Here is an 18,324-nt window from a genome sequence, read left to right as displayed (position 1 = left end):
TCTAAATAAAGTTGATCCTTCCCTTCCGGGTTAACGAACATAGATGTTGAACAGGAAAACTATGAATTTTGTTTTGCATCATTCATGATTCAATTATTTTCTTTTCTCCCCAATCTCAAATTTTATGGATTCAAATCCAACATTGTGTGCAGCGATCGCAAATCACATTACCACCAGCCCTCAGCAGCGAATTACTTTCGCCCAATTCATGGATCTGGCATTATATCACCCTGAATATGGTTACTATTCCAGCGATGCACTCAAAATTGGCTTTAAAGGCGGTGATTTTTTCACCTCTCCCAACCTCTGTACAGACTTCGGTGAGTTATTAGCAGAACAATTTTTCCAAATGTGGGAAATTTTAGGAAAACCTATACCATTTTCTCTGGTAGAAATGGGAGCAGGTCAAGGACTGCTAGCATTACATATCCTCAAATATCATCAACAGCACTATCCAGATTTCTTTACCGCCCTAGAGTACATCATTGTTGAAAAGTCTCCAACTTTAAGACAAGAACAGCAGGAACGCTTACACGAGTTTCCCGTGCGTTGGTGCAATTTAGAGGATATACCATCAAATGCGATCGCAGGTTGCTTTTTTTCTAACGAGTTAGTAGATGCGTTTCCCGTCCATCAATTCATTCTAGAAACGGGCGAACTCCGAGAAATTTATGTGACAACCTCAAACCTAACCTTCCAACCCCCTTCAAGTGAGTCCTTCTCCCCTCCCCCCATAGCGGAGGAGTTGGGGGAGAGGTCAAATTTTGCATTTGTAGAAGTCACAGGAGAACCTTCAACCCCCCAACTAGCTGAATATTTAGACTTAGTGGAAATGGACTTTACCCAAAGTGCATATCCAGATGGCTACCGTAGTGAAATTAATTTAGCGGCTGGTGACTGGTTGAGTATAGTAGCAGACCGCTTGCAGCGTGGCTATGTGTTAACAATTGATTATGGCTACCCAGCCAGCCGTTACTATAATCCCAGGCGATCGCAAGGAACTCTACAGTGTTATTATCATCATCGTTACCATGACAACCCTTATATTAATATTGGGCGACAAGATATCACTGCCCATGTTGACTTTACGGCTTTGGAACGCTGGGGCGAACGGTGCAATTTAAAGAATATTGGTTTTATCCAGCAGGGATTATTTTTGATGGCGTTGGGGTTAGGCGAACGGATTGCAGCCCTTTCTTATCAAAAGCAACCCCTTTCGGAGTTACTACAGCGCCGCGACGCATTACAACAACTCATAGATCCTACAGGACTAGGCGGCTTTGGAGTTCTAGTTCAGAGCAAAGGTCTGAACGATAGAGAAACTTCTCAATCCCTAAAAGGATTGACTCTGCCGGAGTAAAGGTATATTTGAAAAGTTAAAACTCTATTTAAGAATGCAGTATCAGTCTTATTTAGACTAGCATAACAGTGATTACTGTAAAGTTAAACACACTACCAAAGCAAGAATTATGTCCACTCATGACCTGTTGATGCTAGTAACACTACTTACCCCTGGTATTTTACTGTCAGTGATAATTATGGTGACTTTTGCGGCTGGTGGGTAATTAGCAAATATGGGGTTATCAGTGTTGAGAAATAATTGTTCACTGATAACTAATATTGAAATCAAACAATGGAAACGCGATGTCTACAACAGGCTACGCCTACGCTGTACCAAAGGAACGTGAAAAATGAAGGTGGCATTTCTGGGAACTGGACTGATGGGACTACCAATGGCTCAAAGGTTATTAGCCGCAGATATACAGCTAGTTGCCTACAATCGTACCCCAGAAAAATTAGCACCACTACAAGCAGCTGGGGCTGAAATTGTTACACATCCCCGCCACGCCATTCGTGCTGCTGAGTGCGTAATCCTCATGCTTACTAATGCCCCGGCTATTTATAATGTCTTGCTTTCAGATACTGCTTGGCAAACTCTTGAAGGACGCACTATCATCCAAATGGGAACAATTACTCCCACAGAAAGCCAGGAAATTAGAGACGCAGTTGTTGGTGGTGGTGGTGAGTATTTAGAAGCACCTGTGTTAGGAAGTATCCCAGAAGCAAAAGCTGGCAAGTTGAATGTTATGGTAGGGGCAGAGCCAGAACAATATGAACGCCACTTGAAACTACTCCAAAATTTTGGGACAGAACCTTTACTTATAGGCCCAGTAGGATCTGCGGCGGCGCTCAAATTAGCATTAAATCAACTAATAGCTTCCCTAACAACTAGCTTCGCTCTGAGTCTGGCTTTTGTCCAGCGTCAAGGTGTCGATGTGGATGTGTTTATGCAAATCTTGCGCGACAGTCCACTTTACGCACCTACCTTTGACAAAAAGCTACAACGAATGTTGGATGGCAATTATGCCGATCCGAATTTCCCCACAAAACACTTGCTCAAAGATACAGAATTGTTTATCTCTGAAGCGAAATCCCGAAGTTTGGATCTCAGCAGTATTAAAGGTGTGCGGCAAATCTTACAAACAGCCGTGAAAATGTCATTTGCTGATGATGATTACTCATCACTATTTTCTGTAATTAAAGAATGGGGTGAATAAATTTTCGTAGGGTAGCATAGCTAGCTGTGCTACCCTACTTAAAAAAGGAAAGTTTTTCCTTATATTTCCCTATCCCTGATATACCTTTTGAAAATACTGAATTAAAAGGTTTTAATCTTGAATAACGATATTACTGCCCATCAGTAGTAGTTGATTGAGGAAATGGTAGAGATTCCGTCTGGGGCTGAGGCTGAGGTGCTGGTTGAGGATTAAGAAATTCTTGCCAAGCCTTAATTTGCTCTTGCGCCGCGCTGTAAGCAGCACTACCGCGTGGAATCGATTTTGCAATATCAATCCCTCTAGCAATATCAGACTGACTTTGAGAACGGGCTATTTCTAACAATTGCTGACTCCATTGGTCAATAGCCAGATTCGCATCCATACGTAAAATGCTATTGTTTGAAACCCGATCCGCCAGTCGTATTGCTTCAACCAAAGCTTCTGGCGTGCCAGCCGCACCCACTTCCTGAGCTTTTCTCCAGTTTTCTCTAGTGCGGAGTTGCCCTTCCCAGTCATTTATCGCAGCTTGTGCTTCTTGTGAAAGTGCCCTTCCCGATGAAGCAATTTGTTGGGCTGCGCTAATGGCGGCGGTAAGATTTCCACTCTGAGCCAGTTCTTGGGCTTGATCCAAGTAGGGTTGGTCTTGAATTCGCTGAATCTTTCCTACCCAAGTACGAATCCTTTTCCGTGCCTCTGGATATAATGCCCGACCTCTGCGAATTTCGCTAGCTTGAGCGATCGCAGCTTGCAAAGAATTGATATCCTCGAATATAGCTATCTGTTCGGCCCGATCTAAGTAAGGCTGGTCTTCAATTGTTTCAACTTGGGACTGCCAGCGACCTATTTCTTGCCTAGCTTCTGTGGCGCGGGGGTTACTAGCAGGGATAAGCTGCACCTGGGCGATCGCTGCTGTTAAATTAGGCACTGTTCCCTGGCTAGCCAATATTCTCGCTTTTTCTAGATTGGCAACATCTTCAATTTCCAACTGCCAACGAGCAATCAGTTGCTGTGCTTCGTTATACACTGGTCTGGAAGGATCAATTTGTTGTGCTTGAGCGATCGCAGCCTCTAAACCAGAAACGTTACCTATCCAAGCACTCCTTTTCGCGTCCGCTATGGCAATAAAGTCGTCTGTTTCGCCCTGTAGTTTCGTGCTTTCTGGAATTTGTCTAGCAATATTCAGTGCTTCATCGGCATCTCGCTTATCTAGTTTTTCCTTTGCTAACTCCAGCATTTTGCGTCCAAATGCCGGAATCGCTTCTTGAGCTTTTTGGTAAAGATAACTTTCCTGCCCAATAGACTCGGCTAACTTGATAGCTTCCAGTAATTTATCAACTACTTTGGTATTTGCTAAATTTTCAGCTTTTCCTAACTTATCGCCATCTTCCCGTGCTGTGGCAATTAGACGATTCAATTGGTCGTATTTAGTACCCGCCCAGTATTGATTGTCTACGCGCAGCATTTTGGCGGATAACATGAATGCCGATTGCCAGCGCCGTTCCTTTACTTCTGCGATCGCACCGTTGTATGTAGCTTCTGCCTTTGACCAGATTGTTTGCCATTTGTCAACTTGCTCATCGACTAATTTATAAGCTGCCACATCTTCGGGTATTTTACGAGCAGTAGCGATCGCTTCTTCTAAATTCCCCGTTTGGAAACTTTGATCTGCTAGTTTCAAAATATCCCGTGACCATTCTTCGATGAAACGATCAATTTCTCCATGCAACGGGTGACTTTCAGGTAGTTCTTTCACCAGAGCGATCGCTTGTAACAGGTCGTTCACTGTCTGCTTAGAAGCCGCTAACTGAGCGCAGTGTAACCGCACAGAAGCACTAGCTAGGGGCCAAAAAATTGAGGGGCAATTAGGGGCAGTTGGCAACTTCAGTAGCATTGCCATTGCCAAGAATCCTATACTGCCGGGAATTAACATTAGTAGTACTAGCCACAATGTCCAGCTTTTAATCCAGCGTGGCCATTTCCCAGTACTACTTAGTTGGGTAATTTCTTCTGAATTACTATTTATAGGTAATCCTTTTTTATGGTTTTTTTTTCGCCGCTTCACTGACTTGGAGGTAGAACCAGTAGCTGGGACATCAAATGGCTGAGTTTCACCGAATTGTTCTGTTCGGGATAATCTTTTGTTTTGATCTGGCTCTCTTCCATCGGCTCTTGACCAACTGTCTGGAATATCCCGCTCTGTCATTTCTCACACCAAAATAATTGAATAGCGCTCTGTTTTAGGTTGATAATTCCATTGTTGACATAGTAACTTTCTCATGATTAAAAAGCTACTTTTTTGGTTATCTCTCTCCACAGAGTACCATTAACAATCTAAAAAATCAGTGCTAGTTTATACTTTATCCTGAAACAGTAGATTCAGCTTGCAAATCGGCAATTAGTTGAGCCAACTGATCGCTACTTGCCTGATAAACATTGCCGCAAAAGTCGCAAGTTGCTTCCGCACCATTATCTTTAACAATCATATCTTGCAGTTCGGCTTCTCCCAAAATCTTCAGTGCCCCCAAAACGCGATCAAAAGAGCAACCACAATGGAAGCGCACCATTTGCCTTTCGGAAAAGATTTCCAATCCCATATCTCCCAAGAGGTCGCTAAAGATTTCAGTCAAATTCTTCCCGGCTTGCAATAATGGCGTAAATCCTGCCAGACCAGCGACTCGTGATTCCAATGTTTCTACTAAAGCTTCGTCTCTAGCAGCTTTGGGCAACACTTGTACTAGTAACCCTCCAGCCGCAGTTACTCCTCCTGCTCCCACAAACACACCTAAAACTAAAGCCGAAGGTGTTTGTTCGGAACTCACCAAATAATGAGCTACATCATCACCAATTTCGCCAGAAACTAGTTCTACCGTACTAGAGTAAGGATAACCATAACCGACATCCCGCACAACGTAGAGGTAGCCACTACCCACTGCACCGCCAACATCTAGCTTACCCTTGGCATTAGGAGGCAATTCTACAGATGGATTTGCCACATACCCGCGTACAGTACCATCTAAGCCAGCATCTACCAATATGCCACCCAAAGGCCCATCGCCTTTTATCCGAACATTGACCCTTGATCCACTTCGCTTCATACTAGAAGCCATTAACAAGCCAGCCGTCATAGTCCGACCCAGTGCTGCCGTTGCCACATAAGAAAGCTTGTGGCGCACTCGTGCTTCTTCTGTTAAACGTGTGGTGATCACACCTACGGCACGAATTCCACCTTCGGCTGCTGTTGCACGAATTAACTGATCCGCCATGAATAACCTTACATTTCTTAACAAGTTCACATTTTCTATTCTAAGTTCTCTGCTGCTAGAAAAGTGACACAGTAATAATCACTGATTGTATTTGCAATATTAGAAATAGCCATATCTCACCTTTAGGCAATCTTAGAAAAATGCTAGGTAATTTTCAACAAAGTCAACTACGGATCGAAATTGAAGCGTCAACAGATGCAATTCGTGACAGTCTGGTGCATCCGGTACAACTACAAAAATGGCTTTTAGGGCAACGCTTTGCACCAGGAATGCCAGAAGAACTACTTCCAGGATTTCAGTTTACAACCTGGACTGGGCTAGTCTCGGTTCATCATCAAGTAGACGTTGTAAAATCCAACTGCCTCCGCTTGCTACTCAGTGGAGGTATTGATGGATTTCACGAATGGTACTGGGGAGAAGGTTGGGTGCAATCCCGCTTGGAAGGAGTTTCACTTTTGCCCTTAAATTTGGGTCAAACCCTGAGTTTGTTGAGCTTGCGTCAGTTTTTGGCAACTCAAGGACGTTAAATCGGTTGGAGGTGAAGGGATTGGGAATTGGGGCATGGGGCATTGGTTATTCTTTGCGTCCCGATTCCCCAGTTCAAGAACCAGAAACAATACCTGCAAGAATTTTTATCAGCATAAATAAATCTTCTGGAACTTGATAGCGTTTTTGGTCTTGAGTTACCTGACGATTTGCACGATGATAAACTCCAAAACGCCAGTCTTCACCAGTCGTAACTGCTCCATATAGAAGTTCAGATGTAGATTTAGTCCATTGGTCAAGTGCTATTAATTCAACAGCGAGTTGAGTAAATCCTCTAACTAAATCTGATTGTTTAGCTTCAATGACTAATAAATTTTGAGGAGATGCAATATAATAATCAAGAGTCCCTTTCAGATAGTCGTTGACAGCAATAGAATATTCTATATTGAGCCTCTGATTAGTTAAATTGCAAACTTCAAACAAAATTGGACTAATTAAAGCTTCCCGTCTCGTAGTTTCATTAATTAAATCAACATGAGAAAAATTACGGTGAAGTTGTTGCTGTAAAAATTGGATGTCTAAAATTTCTGATGATTTAGGTAATGTGAGATTTTTTCTTTCAATAGTGCAATTTAATTCGGCTAAAATATCATCAATTGTGAAAGGTAATTCAAAGTATCGGCTAAAACTATAAGATGCACCGGCTTGAAGAATACGGCGGGAAACCATAAAAAACCTCAGCCAAATTTACCCTCCTATTTTATACAAACTTGGTCAAATCAAATTTTAGACTCTAAATTGCCAATTCAATTAGAATTTTGAAATCCGTAAATCATTTTTAATCGTCAGCTGTCAACACTTGTTCAACTGTTAATTCTAACTCTGGAAAAGTTTGAGATTGAATACGTAGTTTACCGCCGCAGGCATCGCTACCAAAAAACTCTACTAGTTCGTATAATTCTTCTATCAATGTGAAGACAAGATCGACAATCCAATATTCTGGAATATTTAATACATTATATTCAACTCGCTTGGCTCGATAGTCTACAGTTTTTGTGGATTCGCCGACGACTTCCACCACTAACAAAGGCGGTGATTCGTTGAGTTCAATAACTGCTTCTCGGTTTCTCAACTCCCGCCACTGAGACAATGGAATCACAACTACATCGGGAATTCTCGATGTATCCCATTTGCCAGCACGAGGGGAGCGAACACCGATAACCATTTGTTTAGAAGTCCAATCTAACTTTAGTCGAAGAATTTCTCCTCGAAAGCAAATATTAAGAAATTCTGTTACCGCCCCATGTTGTCCACTTCCTAGACTCATGGGTATAAGTTCTCCATTGACCAACTCATAGCGGGTATCAGCGCCATCATCAGGGAGCATCCACTTTTGGAAGAAACACCGGGCGATTGGAAATCGCGGCTACACAAACTAAGTCCGCCTGCGCGGACTTTCTGAAACCCGCGTAGGCGGGTTTTGTTTGTATAGCCCCAGACTTCTAGTCTGAGGGCGATCTGCCAAAACGGGATGCTCCCCATCATCATAAGCCAGATACTCTTCAAAGGTAAGTCGTTTAGTAACTGCTGGGGTTGTAGTCATGGCACGATCATCTGATTTGCCTTTATCTGATTCTAATTCGGCTTTACCACGAACACCGAGCAATTAGCCTCTTCCACAACTTGACTGCTAACAGAACGCTGGACAATTCGTTTCATCCCCATCAATCCGCGACTGCCAATTACGATCAAGTCAGCTTTGTAAATATTGGCAAGACGAATAATTTCTTCAGCAGGATCGCCAGTTACCAGTTCTAACTCACTTGTGATTGATAATTTTTCTTGATAGGATTGCAGCTGTTTTTCAAGCTGAAAATAAGAAAATGTTAGTGACTCTGGTTGAGGACGATCGGCAGGTAGTTCGATTTCTGACTCTGGCGTGGGAAATACATGACAGAGAATAACTTTGGCATCTTTTGACAATGCCAAATTATCTAAACTCTGAATTACTCGTTCTCCAATTTCCGAACCGTCCAGAGCTACTAAAATATTTTTTAGCACCGCTCTCGTCTCCTAATAAGAGTAGACTCCTTACATTAGTATGTAGCAAAACTTGTTAGCAGCGACACTAAATTATTTTTCCATCTGCCTGTTTAGTATATAGAGTTCGAGGCTACACTATAAATCGGTTTCACCCAACTTTGACGTTAGTGCGTTGTAAAAAGATATTTTCGCCAGTTCTTTGAGACACTAACCCTTGTCTGAAACTGCTTACTGGCTGACTACAAACATAACTTCTTCTTTAAGAACTCAGCACGATAGGCGGGCAATGTCTAGTAGATGCCCGCCAAAAGGCTTAAAACAGGGTAGCAAATAAACTGTTTGCTATCTACGGAATCACTTTTGTCAACAGTCTTTAAAAAAATTAACCATTCCAAATCACTCTTCTTGCTGAACTCGGCGGCGAACTGAATCAGCATGAGAAGGTAAGCCTTCTGCCGTTGCTAGCACATCAATAGCACCAGCCACATTTTGCAGTGCGGTTTGGGAGTATTGAATAATACTGGAGTGTTTGAGGAAGGTTTCAACCCCTAATGCCGAGGCATAGCGGGCAGCGCCAGAAGTCGGCAAGGTGTGGTTAGGGCCTGCCAAATAGTCACCTACAGCTTCTGGTGTGGAGTAACCCAAAAAGATTGCCCCAGCGTGGCGAATCTGCGGTAAGAGCGCCCAAGGGTCTTTAACTTCTAATTCCAGGTGTTCGGGGGCAAATTCATTTGAGAGTTCTGCTGCTGCTTGGAGCGATTCCACAAGGACAATTAAGCCATAATGAGCGATCGCTTTTTCTGTATCTATTCGCCGTGGATGATCCACTAGCTGTCTTTCCAAGGCTAATTGCACGTTTTTCGCCAAAGCCGCATCTGTCGTCAGCAAAATTGCTGCTGCCATTGGATCGTGTTCGGCTTGGGCTAGTAAATCAGCAGCTACATGCACCGGATTTGCAGTTTCATCGGCAATCACCAGCACTTCGCTAGGGCCTGCCAAAGAATCAATGCCAACGGTTCCATAGACAAGTTTTTTCGCTAGGGTGACATAAATGTTACCAGGCCCAGTAATGACGTTCACTTTCGGAATCGTTTCTGTGCCATAAGCTAAAGCAGCGATCGCTTGTGCGCCCCCAATGCGATAAATTTCTTGCACTCCTGCTTCTTGGGCAGCTACCAAGACTGCTGGATTAATTACACCCCCTGGGCCTGGCGGTGTCACCATCACTATATGGGGTACAGCAGCAACACGAGCCGGAATTGCATTCATCAGCACTGTACTGGGATAGGCGGCTCGACCACCAGGTACATACAACCCTGCTCGATCCACAGGGGTGTAGCGTTTGCCCAGCACTACTTCATCGTCGCCAAAGTGTACCCAGCTTTTTGGTACTCGCTGACGATGAAAAGCTTCAATTTGGCGGCAAGCTAGCCGAACTGCGCCCAACAACTCCTTTGACACCTGCTGATAGGCTGCATCTAGTTCCGAGCCTGTAACTCGAAGTTCTTCTGCTTTCAGGGTTTGTTTGTCAAATTCGGCTGTGTAATGCAATACAGCTTTGTCGCCTTGGCGCTTTACTGCCTGCAAAACTTCGCGTACCGTTGCTTCTTTGTGAAGCACCTGTTCGTCATGGGTGCGATCGCAGATTCGTTGCAGTTCTGCTGTAACGTCTGCCTGCTGAGTAATGATTCGCAGCATGGAGTAAGGACAATGCCAAAATTATAATATTCACACCTGAGATTTAGTATTGCTCTTGACCCACTGGGGTGTGCAAGCTGACTCTAATTCTCTTCTCTAGCTTAACCTGGATTTTTTTGATACTCTCAAGGTTGCCAGCAGATGGTTTCCTTGAGGAGGCAACTTAATTGCTCAGTCCGACAACCCTTAACAGGCTAGCGGCAGAAAGTGGATGTGCCATTTCCTACTACCTTTACGCCCTTACCCTTACTCCTTGCCGGGTGCTGGTGATGTGTTTGCACATCCGATCCCCCAGATTTATAAAGGTAGGGTCTGAGTATAATTTTTACTTATTTTCCTAACTTCTCAATAGTTTAATGTCTGTACATGCACGATATTATATCGTTTTTATACTTTGAAACCCCTGAAATTTAGCTGTTTACAGTTTTTTGCCTCCGACAATACATCCTATTGAGACAGATTACATTGGCAGTTACACCGCTTTATCAGGTGGCGATGAGTTAGGGTAACAGTTGTATTTGATATCGTTTATTTTAACGCATTTCCTAAATTGACGACACACTGAATTAGGGACTGGAGAGATTAGGAAGCAGGAGAAAAATTATTGTCCAATAGGATAATTTTTTTAGGAAATTATAACATTGGCAATTTGGATGCTATATTAGTAAGTCTAGTAGTGTGTGTACATATTAATAGTATTTTTGGAATTGACTGTGGCCAATACAAAGTCTGCTCTCAAGCGTGCCCAAATCGCAGAACGTAACCGACTGCGTAACAAAGCTTACAAATCAGCAGTCAAGACGCTGATGAAGAAATACTCTAATGCTGTAGCTGTCTATGCAGCTAATCCTACCCCAGAATTACAACAAGAAGCAGAGGCTCGGTTATCCGAAGCTTACGGCAAAATCGATAAAGCAGTTAAACGGGGTGTCCTTCACCCCAATAATGGGGCAAGGAAAAAGTCGAGATTGGCTCATAAACTAAAGCCCTTAACTCAAACAGTTTCTGAATAAGTCATTGGTGAGGCGGTGCTTTCCAACTCAGTTAACCACTGAGTTACGAACTTTCTTAAAGTTGTAGTAATTGGCGTAAAACGCCAGTTGCTCGTCCAAATAGTGTAGTCTAGAGGGCTTGTTTCCACACCCTTGCTCTATTCTTTTTAACCGAATTACGGCAGGGCTGCTCCATCAGCAACTGGTTTTGCCAATTAAAATCAAGTGGTGGGGTGCTTTCCCTTTTGATCTTTTGGCGATCGCGTAGCGGTTAGCACAGGAGAAAGATTCACCTAGATGGTCATTTGTCCTTAGTTGCGATCGAAAGCTAACTAACAATTCTATGACTAACGACAAAGAACAAAGAATGCAACTGGTAGATACGCACGTTCACCTCAATTTTGATAGCTTTCAGCCAGATTTAGCAACAGTGCGATCGCGGTGGCAAAAAGCAGGAGTAGTACGTTTAGTACATTCCTGTGTTCACCCTGATGAGTTTTCTAGCATTCAGTCTATAGCGCACGAGTTTCCTGAAATCAGCTTTGCCGTAGGGTTACATCCTTTAGATACTGATAAATGGAATAACGAGACAGCCGAGAAAATCAAAACTTTGGCGAGTTCTGACTCCAATGTAGTAGCAATTGGGGAAATGGGTCTGGATTTTTACAAAGCTGATAACTATGAGCATCAGCTGATGGTATTTGAGTCGCAGTTAGCGATCGCATCTGAACTTAACTTACCAGTAATTATCCACTGCCGCGATGCTGCTGAAGCAACCAGAGAAGTGTTGCAAAAATGGCGCGAACGTAAGGGAGAAAGAGTGCGGGGTGTGATGCATTGCTGGGGAGGAACGCCAGAAGAAACTCAATGGTTTCTTGATTTAGGCTTCTACATCAGCTTTAGCGGGACGGTAACGTTCAAAAACGCCAAAGCGATCCAGTCCTCAGCAGCGATGGTGAGTAGCGATCGTCTACTAATTGAAACAGACTGCCCATTTCTTGCCCCAGTTCCGAAACGGGGTGAGAGGCGTAACGAGCCTGCCTACGTACTTTATGTAGCCGAGCAAGTAGCTAAACTGCGTCAAGAAACGGTAGAAGCGATCGCCCATCAAACCACTCAAAATGCCTGTGAACTATTCGGTCTGTTAATATAAAGTAGGCAATAATTCTCTTTTATTCGGTTGTGCTAAAAAAAATAAAACTCTAGAAAGGGAAAATATGGTAATATTATTCCCTCAAAAACATTTTGCTTGCGCCATAATGATAAAGGAAGGAACCTAAAATTTCTGAGCCTAATTTTCCGTGATGTTATCGGCTTGGCCATCCTCCAAATCTCTACAAGCGGATGCTCTCCACACATGACTAACCGTGCCAAACCAGGTTGAGCTAGGCTTTTGCACAACATCGGCTTGGTGTGTATTTAACCTATACAAAATCCTTAAACGAAATTGCCTTGTGAGTACAATCCAGCAAAACGAAGTGATTCTGATTCAAAACCGACAAGGTGCGGATCGTTCCCTCAGTCTTAGGATATCTAAAATATCACTGAGAGTATAAATAGGCGTGTGGATTAAAAAAAAACACATCGGCTAGAGCTGCGTCAGCAAATTAACGCGCTTTTTGGAGGGGAAATGAAGAACGTAGATAAAACTCAGGAATATCTCAACTGTATATTCTTCTTAGATCAAGACTATAGTGGGTTTTTGTTGTCTAAGTACCCGATTAAGGGTAATTATGCCCTTGTCCAAATTGCTCATTCCAGCTTTAATGGCTGCTGCCCACACCTGTAAATAGCAAGTGTGTCATAAGTTCCCAAACAACTAAGGACACTGACTAGCAGTGGGAAGCGTCAAATAGCAGTGTCCAAGGGAAAATTTTACCAGGTTGACAAAGGAAGAGGCATGACTAAAGAAACATATATGGAACCCGCCTTTCTGTTGCCCGACTTGATCGAAATTCAGCGAGCTAGCTTTCGCTGGTTTTTGGAAGAAGGGCTGATAGAAGAACTAAACTCCTTTAGTCCTATTACAGATTATACGGGCAAATTAGAATTGCACTTTTTGGGTCATAACTACAAACTCAAAGAGCCAAAGTACAGCGTCGAAGAAGCAAAACGGCGGGACAGTACTTATGCCGTCCAAATGTATGTCCCTACACGCCTGATTAATAAAGAAACCGGGGAAATCAAAGAGCAAGAGGTATTTATTGGAGATTTGCCTTTGATGACCGATCGCGGCACGTTTATTATTAACGGGGCCGAGCGGGTAATTGTCAACCAAATCGTGCGATCGCCAGGGGTTTATTACAAATCAGAAATCGACAAAAACGGGCGACGTACTTATTCAGCTAGCTTAATTCCCAACCGGGGAGCATGGCTGAAATTTGAAACAGACCGTAACGATTTGGTGTGGGTACGTATCGACAAAACCCGCAAACTGTCAGCGCAGGTACTCCTAAAAGCTTTAGGCTTATCAGACAACGAAATCTTTGATGCTTTACGCCATCCAGAGTATTTCCAAAAAACCATCGAAAAAGAAGGGCAGTTTTCTGAAGAAGAAGCCCTGATGGAGTTATATCGGAAACTGCGTCCTGGTGAACCCCCCACAGTCTTAGGTGGACAACAACTCTTAGACTCCCGATTCTTTGACCCGAAACGTTATGACCTTGGTCGCGTTGGACGGTACAAACTCAACAAGAAATTGCGCCTTTCAGTCCCAGACACAATGCGGGTGTTGACTCCTGGCGATATCTTGGCAGCCGTAGATTACCTAATCAACCTAGAATATGACATCGGTAATATCGATGACATTGACCACTTAGGCAACCGTCGGGTGAGAAGCGTCGGGGAATTGCTGCAAAACCAAGTGCGGGTGGGCTTAAACCGTTTAGAAAGAATCATTCGGGAACGGATGACCGTATCTGATGCCGAAGTTCTAACCCCCGCTTCCTTGGTAAACCCCAAACCATTGGTAGCAGCAATTAAAGAATTCTTTGGTTCCAGCCAATTAAGTCAGTTCATGGATCAAACCAATCCTCTGGCAGAACTGACCCACAAACGTCGTCTAAGCGCCCTTGGCCCTGGTGGTTTAACCCGCGAACGCGCTGGATTTGCCGTGCGGGATATTCACCCTAGTCACTATGGACGCATTTGCCCCATTGAGACACCAGAAGGCCCCAACGCCGGATTGATTGGTTCCTTGGCAACCCATGCACGGGTTAACCTGTACGGATTCTTAGAAACACCATTTAGACCTGTGGAAAATGGGCGAGTCAGATTTGATCTGCCTCCAGCCTACATGACAGCCGACGAAGAAGACGATCTACGGGTTGCTCCTGGGGATATTCCTGTAGATGAAACTGGGCATATTATTGGGCCACAAGTGCCAGTGCGCTATCGGCAAGAATTTTCCACCACAACGCCAGAACAGGTTGACTATGTAGCAGTATCTCCTGTACAGATTGTGTCGGTAGCGACCAGCATGATTCCCTTCTTGGAGCATGATGACGCTAACCGAGCGCTGATGGGATCAAACATGCAACGGCAAGCAGTACCGCTACTGAAGCCAGAACGTCCTTTGGTGGGTACTGGTTTGGAAGCACAAGGAGCAAGAGACTCCGGGATGGTAATTGTATCGCGTACAGATGGCGATGTGACTTATGTGGATGCTACAGAAATTCGCGTCCGTCCCAAAGCTAACACCTCCGAAATTAGATACACCCTTTCCAAATACCAACGCTCAAACCAAGACACCTGTTTAAATCAGAAACCTCTTGTCCGTATTGGTGAACGTGTCGTTGCTGGTCAAGTGCTGGCTGATGGCTCCTCCACCGAAGGCGGTGAATTGGCGCTAGGACAAAATATCGTCGTTGCCTACATGCCTTGGGAAGGCTACAACTACGAAGATGCGATTTTAATCTCTGAAAGATTGGTGCAGGACGATGTTTACACGTCAATTCACATTGAAAAATATGAAATTGAAGCGAGACAAACCAAACTAGGGCCAGAAGAAATCACCAGAGAAATTCCCAACGTCGGGGAAGATGCCTTGCGTCAGTTGGATGAACAAGGAATCATTCGTATAGGGGCATGGGTAGAAGCTGGAGATATCTTGGTGGGTAAGGTAACACCCAAAGGTGAATCTGACCAACCACCAGAAGAAAAGCTGTTGCGGGCAATTTTCGGTGAAAAAGCGCGAGATGTGCGGGACAATTCCCTGCGAGTACCGAACGGTGAAAAAGGTCGCGTAGTTGATGTGCGCTTGTTTACTCGTGAACAAGGGGATGAACTACCACCAGGAGCCAATATGGTAGTCCGGGTGTACGTTGCCCAAAAACGCAAAATCCAAGTTGGCGACAAAATGGCAGGACGGCACGGTAATAAAGGGATTATTTCTCGAATATTACCAGCAGAAGATATGCCTTATTTGCCCGATGGTTCACCAGTGGACATTGTACTTAACCCCTTGGGTGTACCCAGTCGGATGAACGTCGGACAAGTATTTGAATGCCTCTTGGGTTGGGCTGGTCAAACCTTGGGAGTGCGATTTAAGATTACTCCTTTTGATGAAATGTACGGTGAAGAGACATCTCGCCGAATCGTGCATGGCAAATTGCAAGAAGCACGGGACGAAACAGGGAAAGACTGGGTATATAACCCAGATAACCCAGGCAAAATCATGGTGTATGACGGTCGTACAGGCGAACCCTTTGACCGAGCAATTACCATCGGTGTGGCTTACATGCTGAAACTGGTGCATTTGGTGGATGATAAGATCCACGCCCGTTCCACAGGCCCATACTCACTGGTGACTCAGCAACCCTTGGGTGGTAAAGCACAACAAGGTGGTCAACGGTTTGGAGAAATGGAAGTGTGGGCATTGGAAGCCTTTGGTGCAGCTTACACCTTACAGGAATTGCTCACAGTTAAATCTGACGATATGCAAGGACGGAATGAAGCGTTAAATGCGATCGTTAAAGGTAAGGCAATTCCTCGACCTGGAACCCCAGAGTCCTTTAAGGTGTTAATGCGCGAGTTGCAATCATTGGGGTTGGACATTGCCGTACATAAGGTAGAAACTCAAGCAGACGGCAGTTCCCTAGATGTGGAAGTCGATTTGATGGCAGACCAATCAGCCCGTCGGACACCTCCTCGACCCACCTATGAATCTCTTTCCCGCGAATCGCTGGAAGATGACGAATAAGGAGTGCTGAGTGCTGAGTGCTGAGTGCTGAGTATTAAAAAACTCAGTAATTGGCATTTAGCACTTGGATATCTCTTAATTCAAACCTTAAAACTAAATATACTCAAAACTCATAACTCGAAACTCAGCACTTAAGTATGAGACCTGCCCAAACTAATCAGTTTGACTACGTAAAAATCGGCTTGGCTTCCCCCGAACGCATTCGGCAGTGGGGCGAAAGAACATTGCCTAATGGTCAAGTAGTCGGTGAAGTTACCAAGCCAGAAACGATTAATTACCGAACTCTCAAGCCAGAAATGGATGGCTTATTTTGTGAGCGCATCTTTGGCCCAGCGAAAGATTGGGAATGCCATTGTGGCAAGTATAAGAGAGTTCGTCATAGAGGTATTGTCTGTGAGCGATGTGGGGTAGAAGTCACCGAGTCACGGGTGCGTCGCCACCGCATGGGCTATATTAAACTCGCTGCACCAGTAGCTCACGTTTGGTATCTCAAAGGCATTCCTAGCTATATTTCCATCCTGTTAGATATGCCATTGCGGGATGTCGAGCAGATTGTCTATTTCAACTCTTATGTTGTCCTGAGTGCTGGTAATGCCGAAACTTTAAGTTACAAACAACTGCTGAGTGAAGACCAGTGGTTGGAAATAGAAGACCAAATTTATAGCGAAGATTCTGTGCTGCAAGGCGTAGAGGTAGGTATTGGTGCTGAAGCGCTGTTGCGTTTGCTTGCCGATATCAATTTAGAACAAGAAGCCGAAAGCCTACGCGAAGAAATTGGCAATGCTAAGGGACAAAAGAGAGCCAAGCTAATTAAGCGACTACGGGTAATTGACAACTTCATCGCTACTGGTTCCAAACCAGAGTGGATGGTAATGGCAGTTATTCCCGTAATTCCCCCCGACTTGCGCCCAATGGTGCAGCTAGATGGCGGACGCTTTGCCACCAGCGATTTGAATGATTTGTATCGGCGGGTAATTAACCGCAACAATCGTTTGGCACGCTTGCAAGAAATTTTGGCACCAGAGATTATTGTGCGGAACGAAAAGCGGATGCTGCAAGAAGCAGTGGATGCTTTGATTGATAATGGTCGTCGGGGACGCACTGTGGTAGGGGCAAATAATCGACCCCTAAAATCTTTGTCCGACATTATTGAGGGTAAGCAAGGACGTTTCCGACAAAACTTGTTAGGTAAACGGGTTGACTACTCTGGACGTTCTGTCATTGTGGTCGGGCCAAAGCTGAAAATTCACCAGTGCGGTTTGCCTAGAGAAATGGCAATTGAGCTATTTCAACCATTTGTGATTAACCGCCTGATTCGTAGTGGGATGGTAAATAACATCAAAGCTGCGAAAAAGCTGATATCACGTAACGATCCTAGTGTTTGGGATGTGCTGGAAGAGGTGATTGAAGGACACCCTGTAATGCTAAACCGGGCACCAACATTGCACCGCTTAGGTATTCAGTCTTTTGAACCGATTTTGGTAGAAGGTAGAGCAATTCAACTGCATCCTCTGGTGTGTCCAGCATTTAACGCCGACTTTGACGGGGATCAAATGGCGGTACACGTACCTCTGTCATTAGAAAGTCAGGCTGAGGCGCGGTTGTTAATGTTGGCCTCTAACAATATTTTGTCACCAGCCACCGGTAAACCCATCATCACACCCAGCCAAGATATGGTGTTGGGAGCCTATTACTTAACAGCAGAAAATCCTGGTGCGACAAAAGGCGCAGGAAAGTACTTTTCTTCGCTAGAGGATGTAATTATGGCTTTCCAGCAAGAGCAAGTTGACTTGCACGCCTATATTTACGTGCGGTTTGACGGTGAAATAGAATCAGACCAAGCGGATACGGAACCTGTGAAAGTGACGGAAAACGAGGATGGTAGCCGGACATTACTCTATAAGTTCCGCCGAGTCAGACAAGACGCTAAGGGTAATGTACTTTCCCAGTATATATACACAACGCCTGGTCGAGTTATCTACAATAACGCCATTCAGGAAGCACTGGCTAGTTAATTCGTAATTTCTAATGACGCTCGCGGACTCGCTAACGTAGTTCGTAATTGAAGAATTAATTACGAACTA

At 44.3% G+C, this 18,324-nt stretch carries 15 protein-coding genes; 8 read left to right on the top strand and 7 right to left on the bottom strand.

The features are described 5' to 3' along the window. The first annotated feature begins 124 nt into the window (after positions 1 to 124). Both VB732_RS18955 and VB732_RS18950 read left to right on the top strand, forming a co-directional pair. Complete coding sequence (locus VB732_RS18955; RefSeq protein ID WP_323232453.1) at positions 125 to 1,360, top strand: class I SAM-dependent methyltransferase; 1,236 nt, start codon at positions 125 to 127, stop codon at positions 1,358 to 1,360. Between the two features lie 331 nt (positions 1,361 to 1,691). Further along, entirely contained in the window at positions 1,692 to 2,558 is an 867-nt protein-coding gene (locus VB732_RS18950; RefSeq protein WP_323232452.1) for an NAD(P)-dependent oxidoreductase, read from the top strand. A 130-nt stretch (positions 2,559 to 2,688) separates the two neighbouring features. Here VB732_RS18950 and VB732_RS18945 read toward each other — a convergent pair whose 3' ends face one another. Next, positions 2,689 to 4,761, bottom strand: a complete 2,073-nt coding sequence (locus VB732_RS18945) for a chromosome segregation ATPase (RefSeq protein WP_323232451.1) — start codon at positions 4,759 to 4,761, stop codon at positions 2,689 to 2,691. 154 nt (positions 4,762 to 4,915) lie between these two features. After that, complete coding sequence (hslO, locus tag VB732_RS18940) at positions 4,916 to 5,821, bottom strand: Hsp33 family molecular chaperone HslO (protein ID WP_323232450.1); 906 nt, start codon at positions 5,819 to 5,821, stop codon at positions 4,916 to 4,918. A 140-nt stretch (positions 5,822 to 5,961) separates the two neighbouring features. On the opposite strand from hslO, the gene VB732_RS18935 reads away from it, so the two are divergent. Next, the gene (locus tag VB732_RS18935) at positions 5,962 to 6,348 is read left to right on the top strand and encodes a hypothetical protein (RefSeq protein ID WP_323232449.1); all 387 of its coding nucleotides are present in this window, start codon (positions 5,962 to 5,964) and stop codon (positions 6,346 to 6,348) included. A gap of 73 nt (positions 6,349 to 6,421) precedes the next feature. On the opposite strand, the gene VB732_RS18930 is transcribed toward VB732_RS18935, so the two are convergent. The 5 genes from VB732_RS18930 to hisD all read right to left on the bottom strand — a co-directional run bounded on the left by VB732_RS18930 (position 6,422) and on the right by hisD (position 10,048). Next, positions 6,422 to 7,036 carry a hypothetical protein gene (locus VB732_RS18930; protein ID WP_323232448.1) on the bottom strand — a complete coding sequence of 205 codons (615 nt, stop codon included), beginning with the start codon at positions 7,034 to 7,036 and terminating at the stop codon, positions 6,422 to 6,424. A 109-nt stretch (positions 7,037 to 7,145) separates the two neighbouring features. Further along, positions 7,146 to 7,694 carry a Uma2 family endonuclease gene (locus VB732_RS18925; RefSeq protein ID WP_323232447.1) on the bottom strand — a complete coding sequence of 183 codons (549 nt, stop codon included), beginning with the start codon at positions 7,692 to 7,694 and terminating at the stop codon, positions 7,146 to 7,148. Between the two features lie 48 nt (positions 7,695 to 7,742). After that, complete coding sequence (locus tag VB732_RS18920) at positions 7,743 to 7,973, bottom strand: hypothetical protein (RefSeq protein WP_323232446.1); 231 nt, start codon at positions 7,971 to 7,973, stop codon at positions 7,743 to 7,745. Continuing rightward, positions 7,943 to 8,368 carry a universal stress protein gene (locus VB732_RS18915; protein WP_323232445.1) on the bottom strand — a complete coding sequence of 142 codons (426 nt, stop codon included), beginning with the start codon at positions 8,366 to 8,368 and terminating at the stop codon, positions 7,943 to 7,945. The genes VB732_RS18920 and VB732_RS18915 overlap by 31 nt, the downstream gene beginning before the upstream one ends. 378 nt (positions 8,369 to 8,746) lie before the next feature. Further along, the gene (hisD, locus tag VB732_RS18910) at positions 8,747 to 10,048 is read right to left on the bottom strand and encodes a histidinol dehydrogenase (protein ID WP_323232444.1); all 1,302 of its coding nucleotides are present in this window, start codon (positions 10,046 to 10,048) and stop codon (positions 8,747 to 8,749) included. Positions 10,049 to 10,761: 713 nt separating this feature from the next. Between hisD and rpsT the strand changes: the two genes are divergently transcribed. The 5 genes from rpsT to VB732_RS18885 all read left to right on the top strand — a co-directional run bounded on the left by rpsT (position 10,762) and on the right by VB732_RS18885 (position 18,255). Further along, positions 10,762 to 11,061 (top strand): 30S ribosomal protein S20, encoded by a 300-nt coding sequence (gene rpsT / locus VB732_RS18905; protein ID WP_323232443.1) that lies wholly within the window; start codon positions 10,762 to 10,764, stop codon positions 11,059 to 11,061. Positions 11,062 to 11,407: 346 nt separating this feature from the next. Beyond that, positions 11,408 to 12,193: a TatD family hydrolase gene (locus VB732_RS18900; protein ID WP_323232464.1), complete on the top strand. Its 786-nt coding sequence runs from the start codon at positions 11,408 to 11,410 to the stop codon at positions 12,191 to 12,193. Between the two features lie 477 nt (positions 12,194 to 12,670). Then, a complete protein-coding gene (locus VB732_RS18895; protein ID WP_323232442.1) occupies positions 12,671 to 12,829 on the top strand; it encodes a hypothetical protein in 159 nt (52 codons plus the stop codon). Positions 12,830 to 12,940: 111 nt separating this feature from the next. Beyond that, positions 12,941 to 16,240, top strand: coding sequence for a DNA-directed RNA polymerase subunit beta (gene rpoB, locus VB732_RS18890; protein ID WP_323232441.1), 3,300 nt, complete (start codon positions 12,941 to 12,943; stop codon positions 16,238 to 16,240). Positions 16,241 to 16,377: 137 nt separating this feature from the next. Then, complete coding sequence (locus VB732_RS18885; RefSeq protein ID WP_323232440.1) at positions 16,378 to 18,255, top strand: DNA-directed RNA polymerase subunit gamma; 1,878 nt, start codon at positions 16,378 to 16,380, stop codon at positions 18,253 to 18,255. Positions 18,256 to 18,324 lie beyond the last annotated feature (69 nt).

Origin of the sequence: Nostoc sp. UHCC 0252 (assembly GCF_034931145.1) — a bacterium.
Taxonomy (GTDB): domain Bacteria; phylum Cyanobacteriota; class Cyanobacteriia; order Cyanobacteriales; family Nostocaceae; genus Nostoc.
This window is presented reverse-complemented; position numbering and strand designations above follow the sequence as displayed.

What these genes read in the sequence shown, in the direction of transcription:
- VB732_RS18955 (WP_323232453.1), top strand. Translation starts at nt 125, where the DNA reads ATGGATTCAAATCCAACATTGTGTGCAGCGATCGCAAATCACATTACC.
- VB732_RS18950 (WP_323232452.1), top strand. Translation starts at nt 1,692, where the DNA reads ATGAAGGTGGCATTTCTGGGAACTGGACTGATGGGACTACCAATGGCT.
- VB732_RS18945 (WP_323232451.1), bottom strand. Translation starts at nt 4,761, where the DNA reads ATGACAGAGCGGGATATTCCAGACAGTTGGTCAAGAGCCGATGGAAGA.
- hslO (WP_323232450.1), bottom strand. Translation starts at nt 5,821, where the DNA reads ATGGCGGATCAGTTAATTCGTGCAACAGCAGCCGAAGGTGGAATTCGT.
- VB732_RS18935 (WP_323232449.1), top strand. Translation starts at nt 5,962, where the DNA reads ATGCTAGGTAATTTTCAACAAAGTCAACTACGGATCGAAATTGAAGCG.
- VB732_RS18930 (WP_323232448.1), bottom strand. Translation starts at nt 7,036, where the DNA reads ATGGTTTCCCGCCGTATTCTTCAAGCCGGTGCATCTTATAGTTTTAGC.
- VB732_RS18925 (WP_323232447.1), bottom strand. Translation starts at nt 7,694, where the DNA reads ATGCTCCCTGATGATGGCGCTGATACCCGCTATGAGTTGGTCAATGGA.
- hisD (WP_323232444.1), bottom strand. Translation starts at nt 10,048, where the DNA reads ATGCTGCGAATCATTACTCAGCAGGCAGACGTTACAGCAGAACTGCAA.
- VB732_RS18900 (WP_323232464.1), top strand. Translation starts at nt 11,408, where the DNA reads ATGCAACTGGTAGATACGCACGTTCACCTCAATTTTGATAGCTTTCAG.
- VB732_RS18895 (WP_323232442.1), top strand. Translation starts at nt 12,671, where the DNA reads ATGAAGAACGTAGATAAAACTCAGGAATATCTCAACTGTATATTCTTC.
- rpoB (WP_323232441.1), top strand. Translation starts at nt 12,941, where the DNA reads ATGACTAAAGAAACATATATGGAACCCGCCTTTCTGTTGCCCGACTTG.
- VB732_RS18885 (WP_323232440.1), top strand. Translation starts at nt 16,378, where the DNA reads ATGAGACCTGCCCAAACTAATCAGTTTGACTACGTAAAAATCGGCTTG.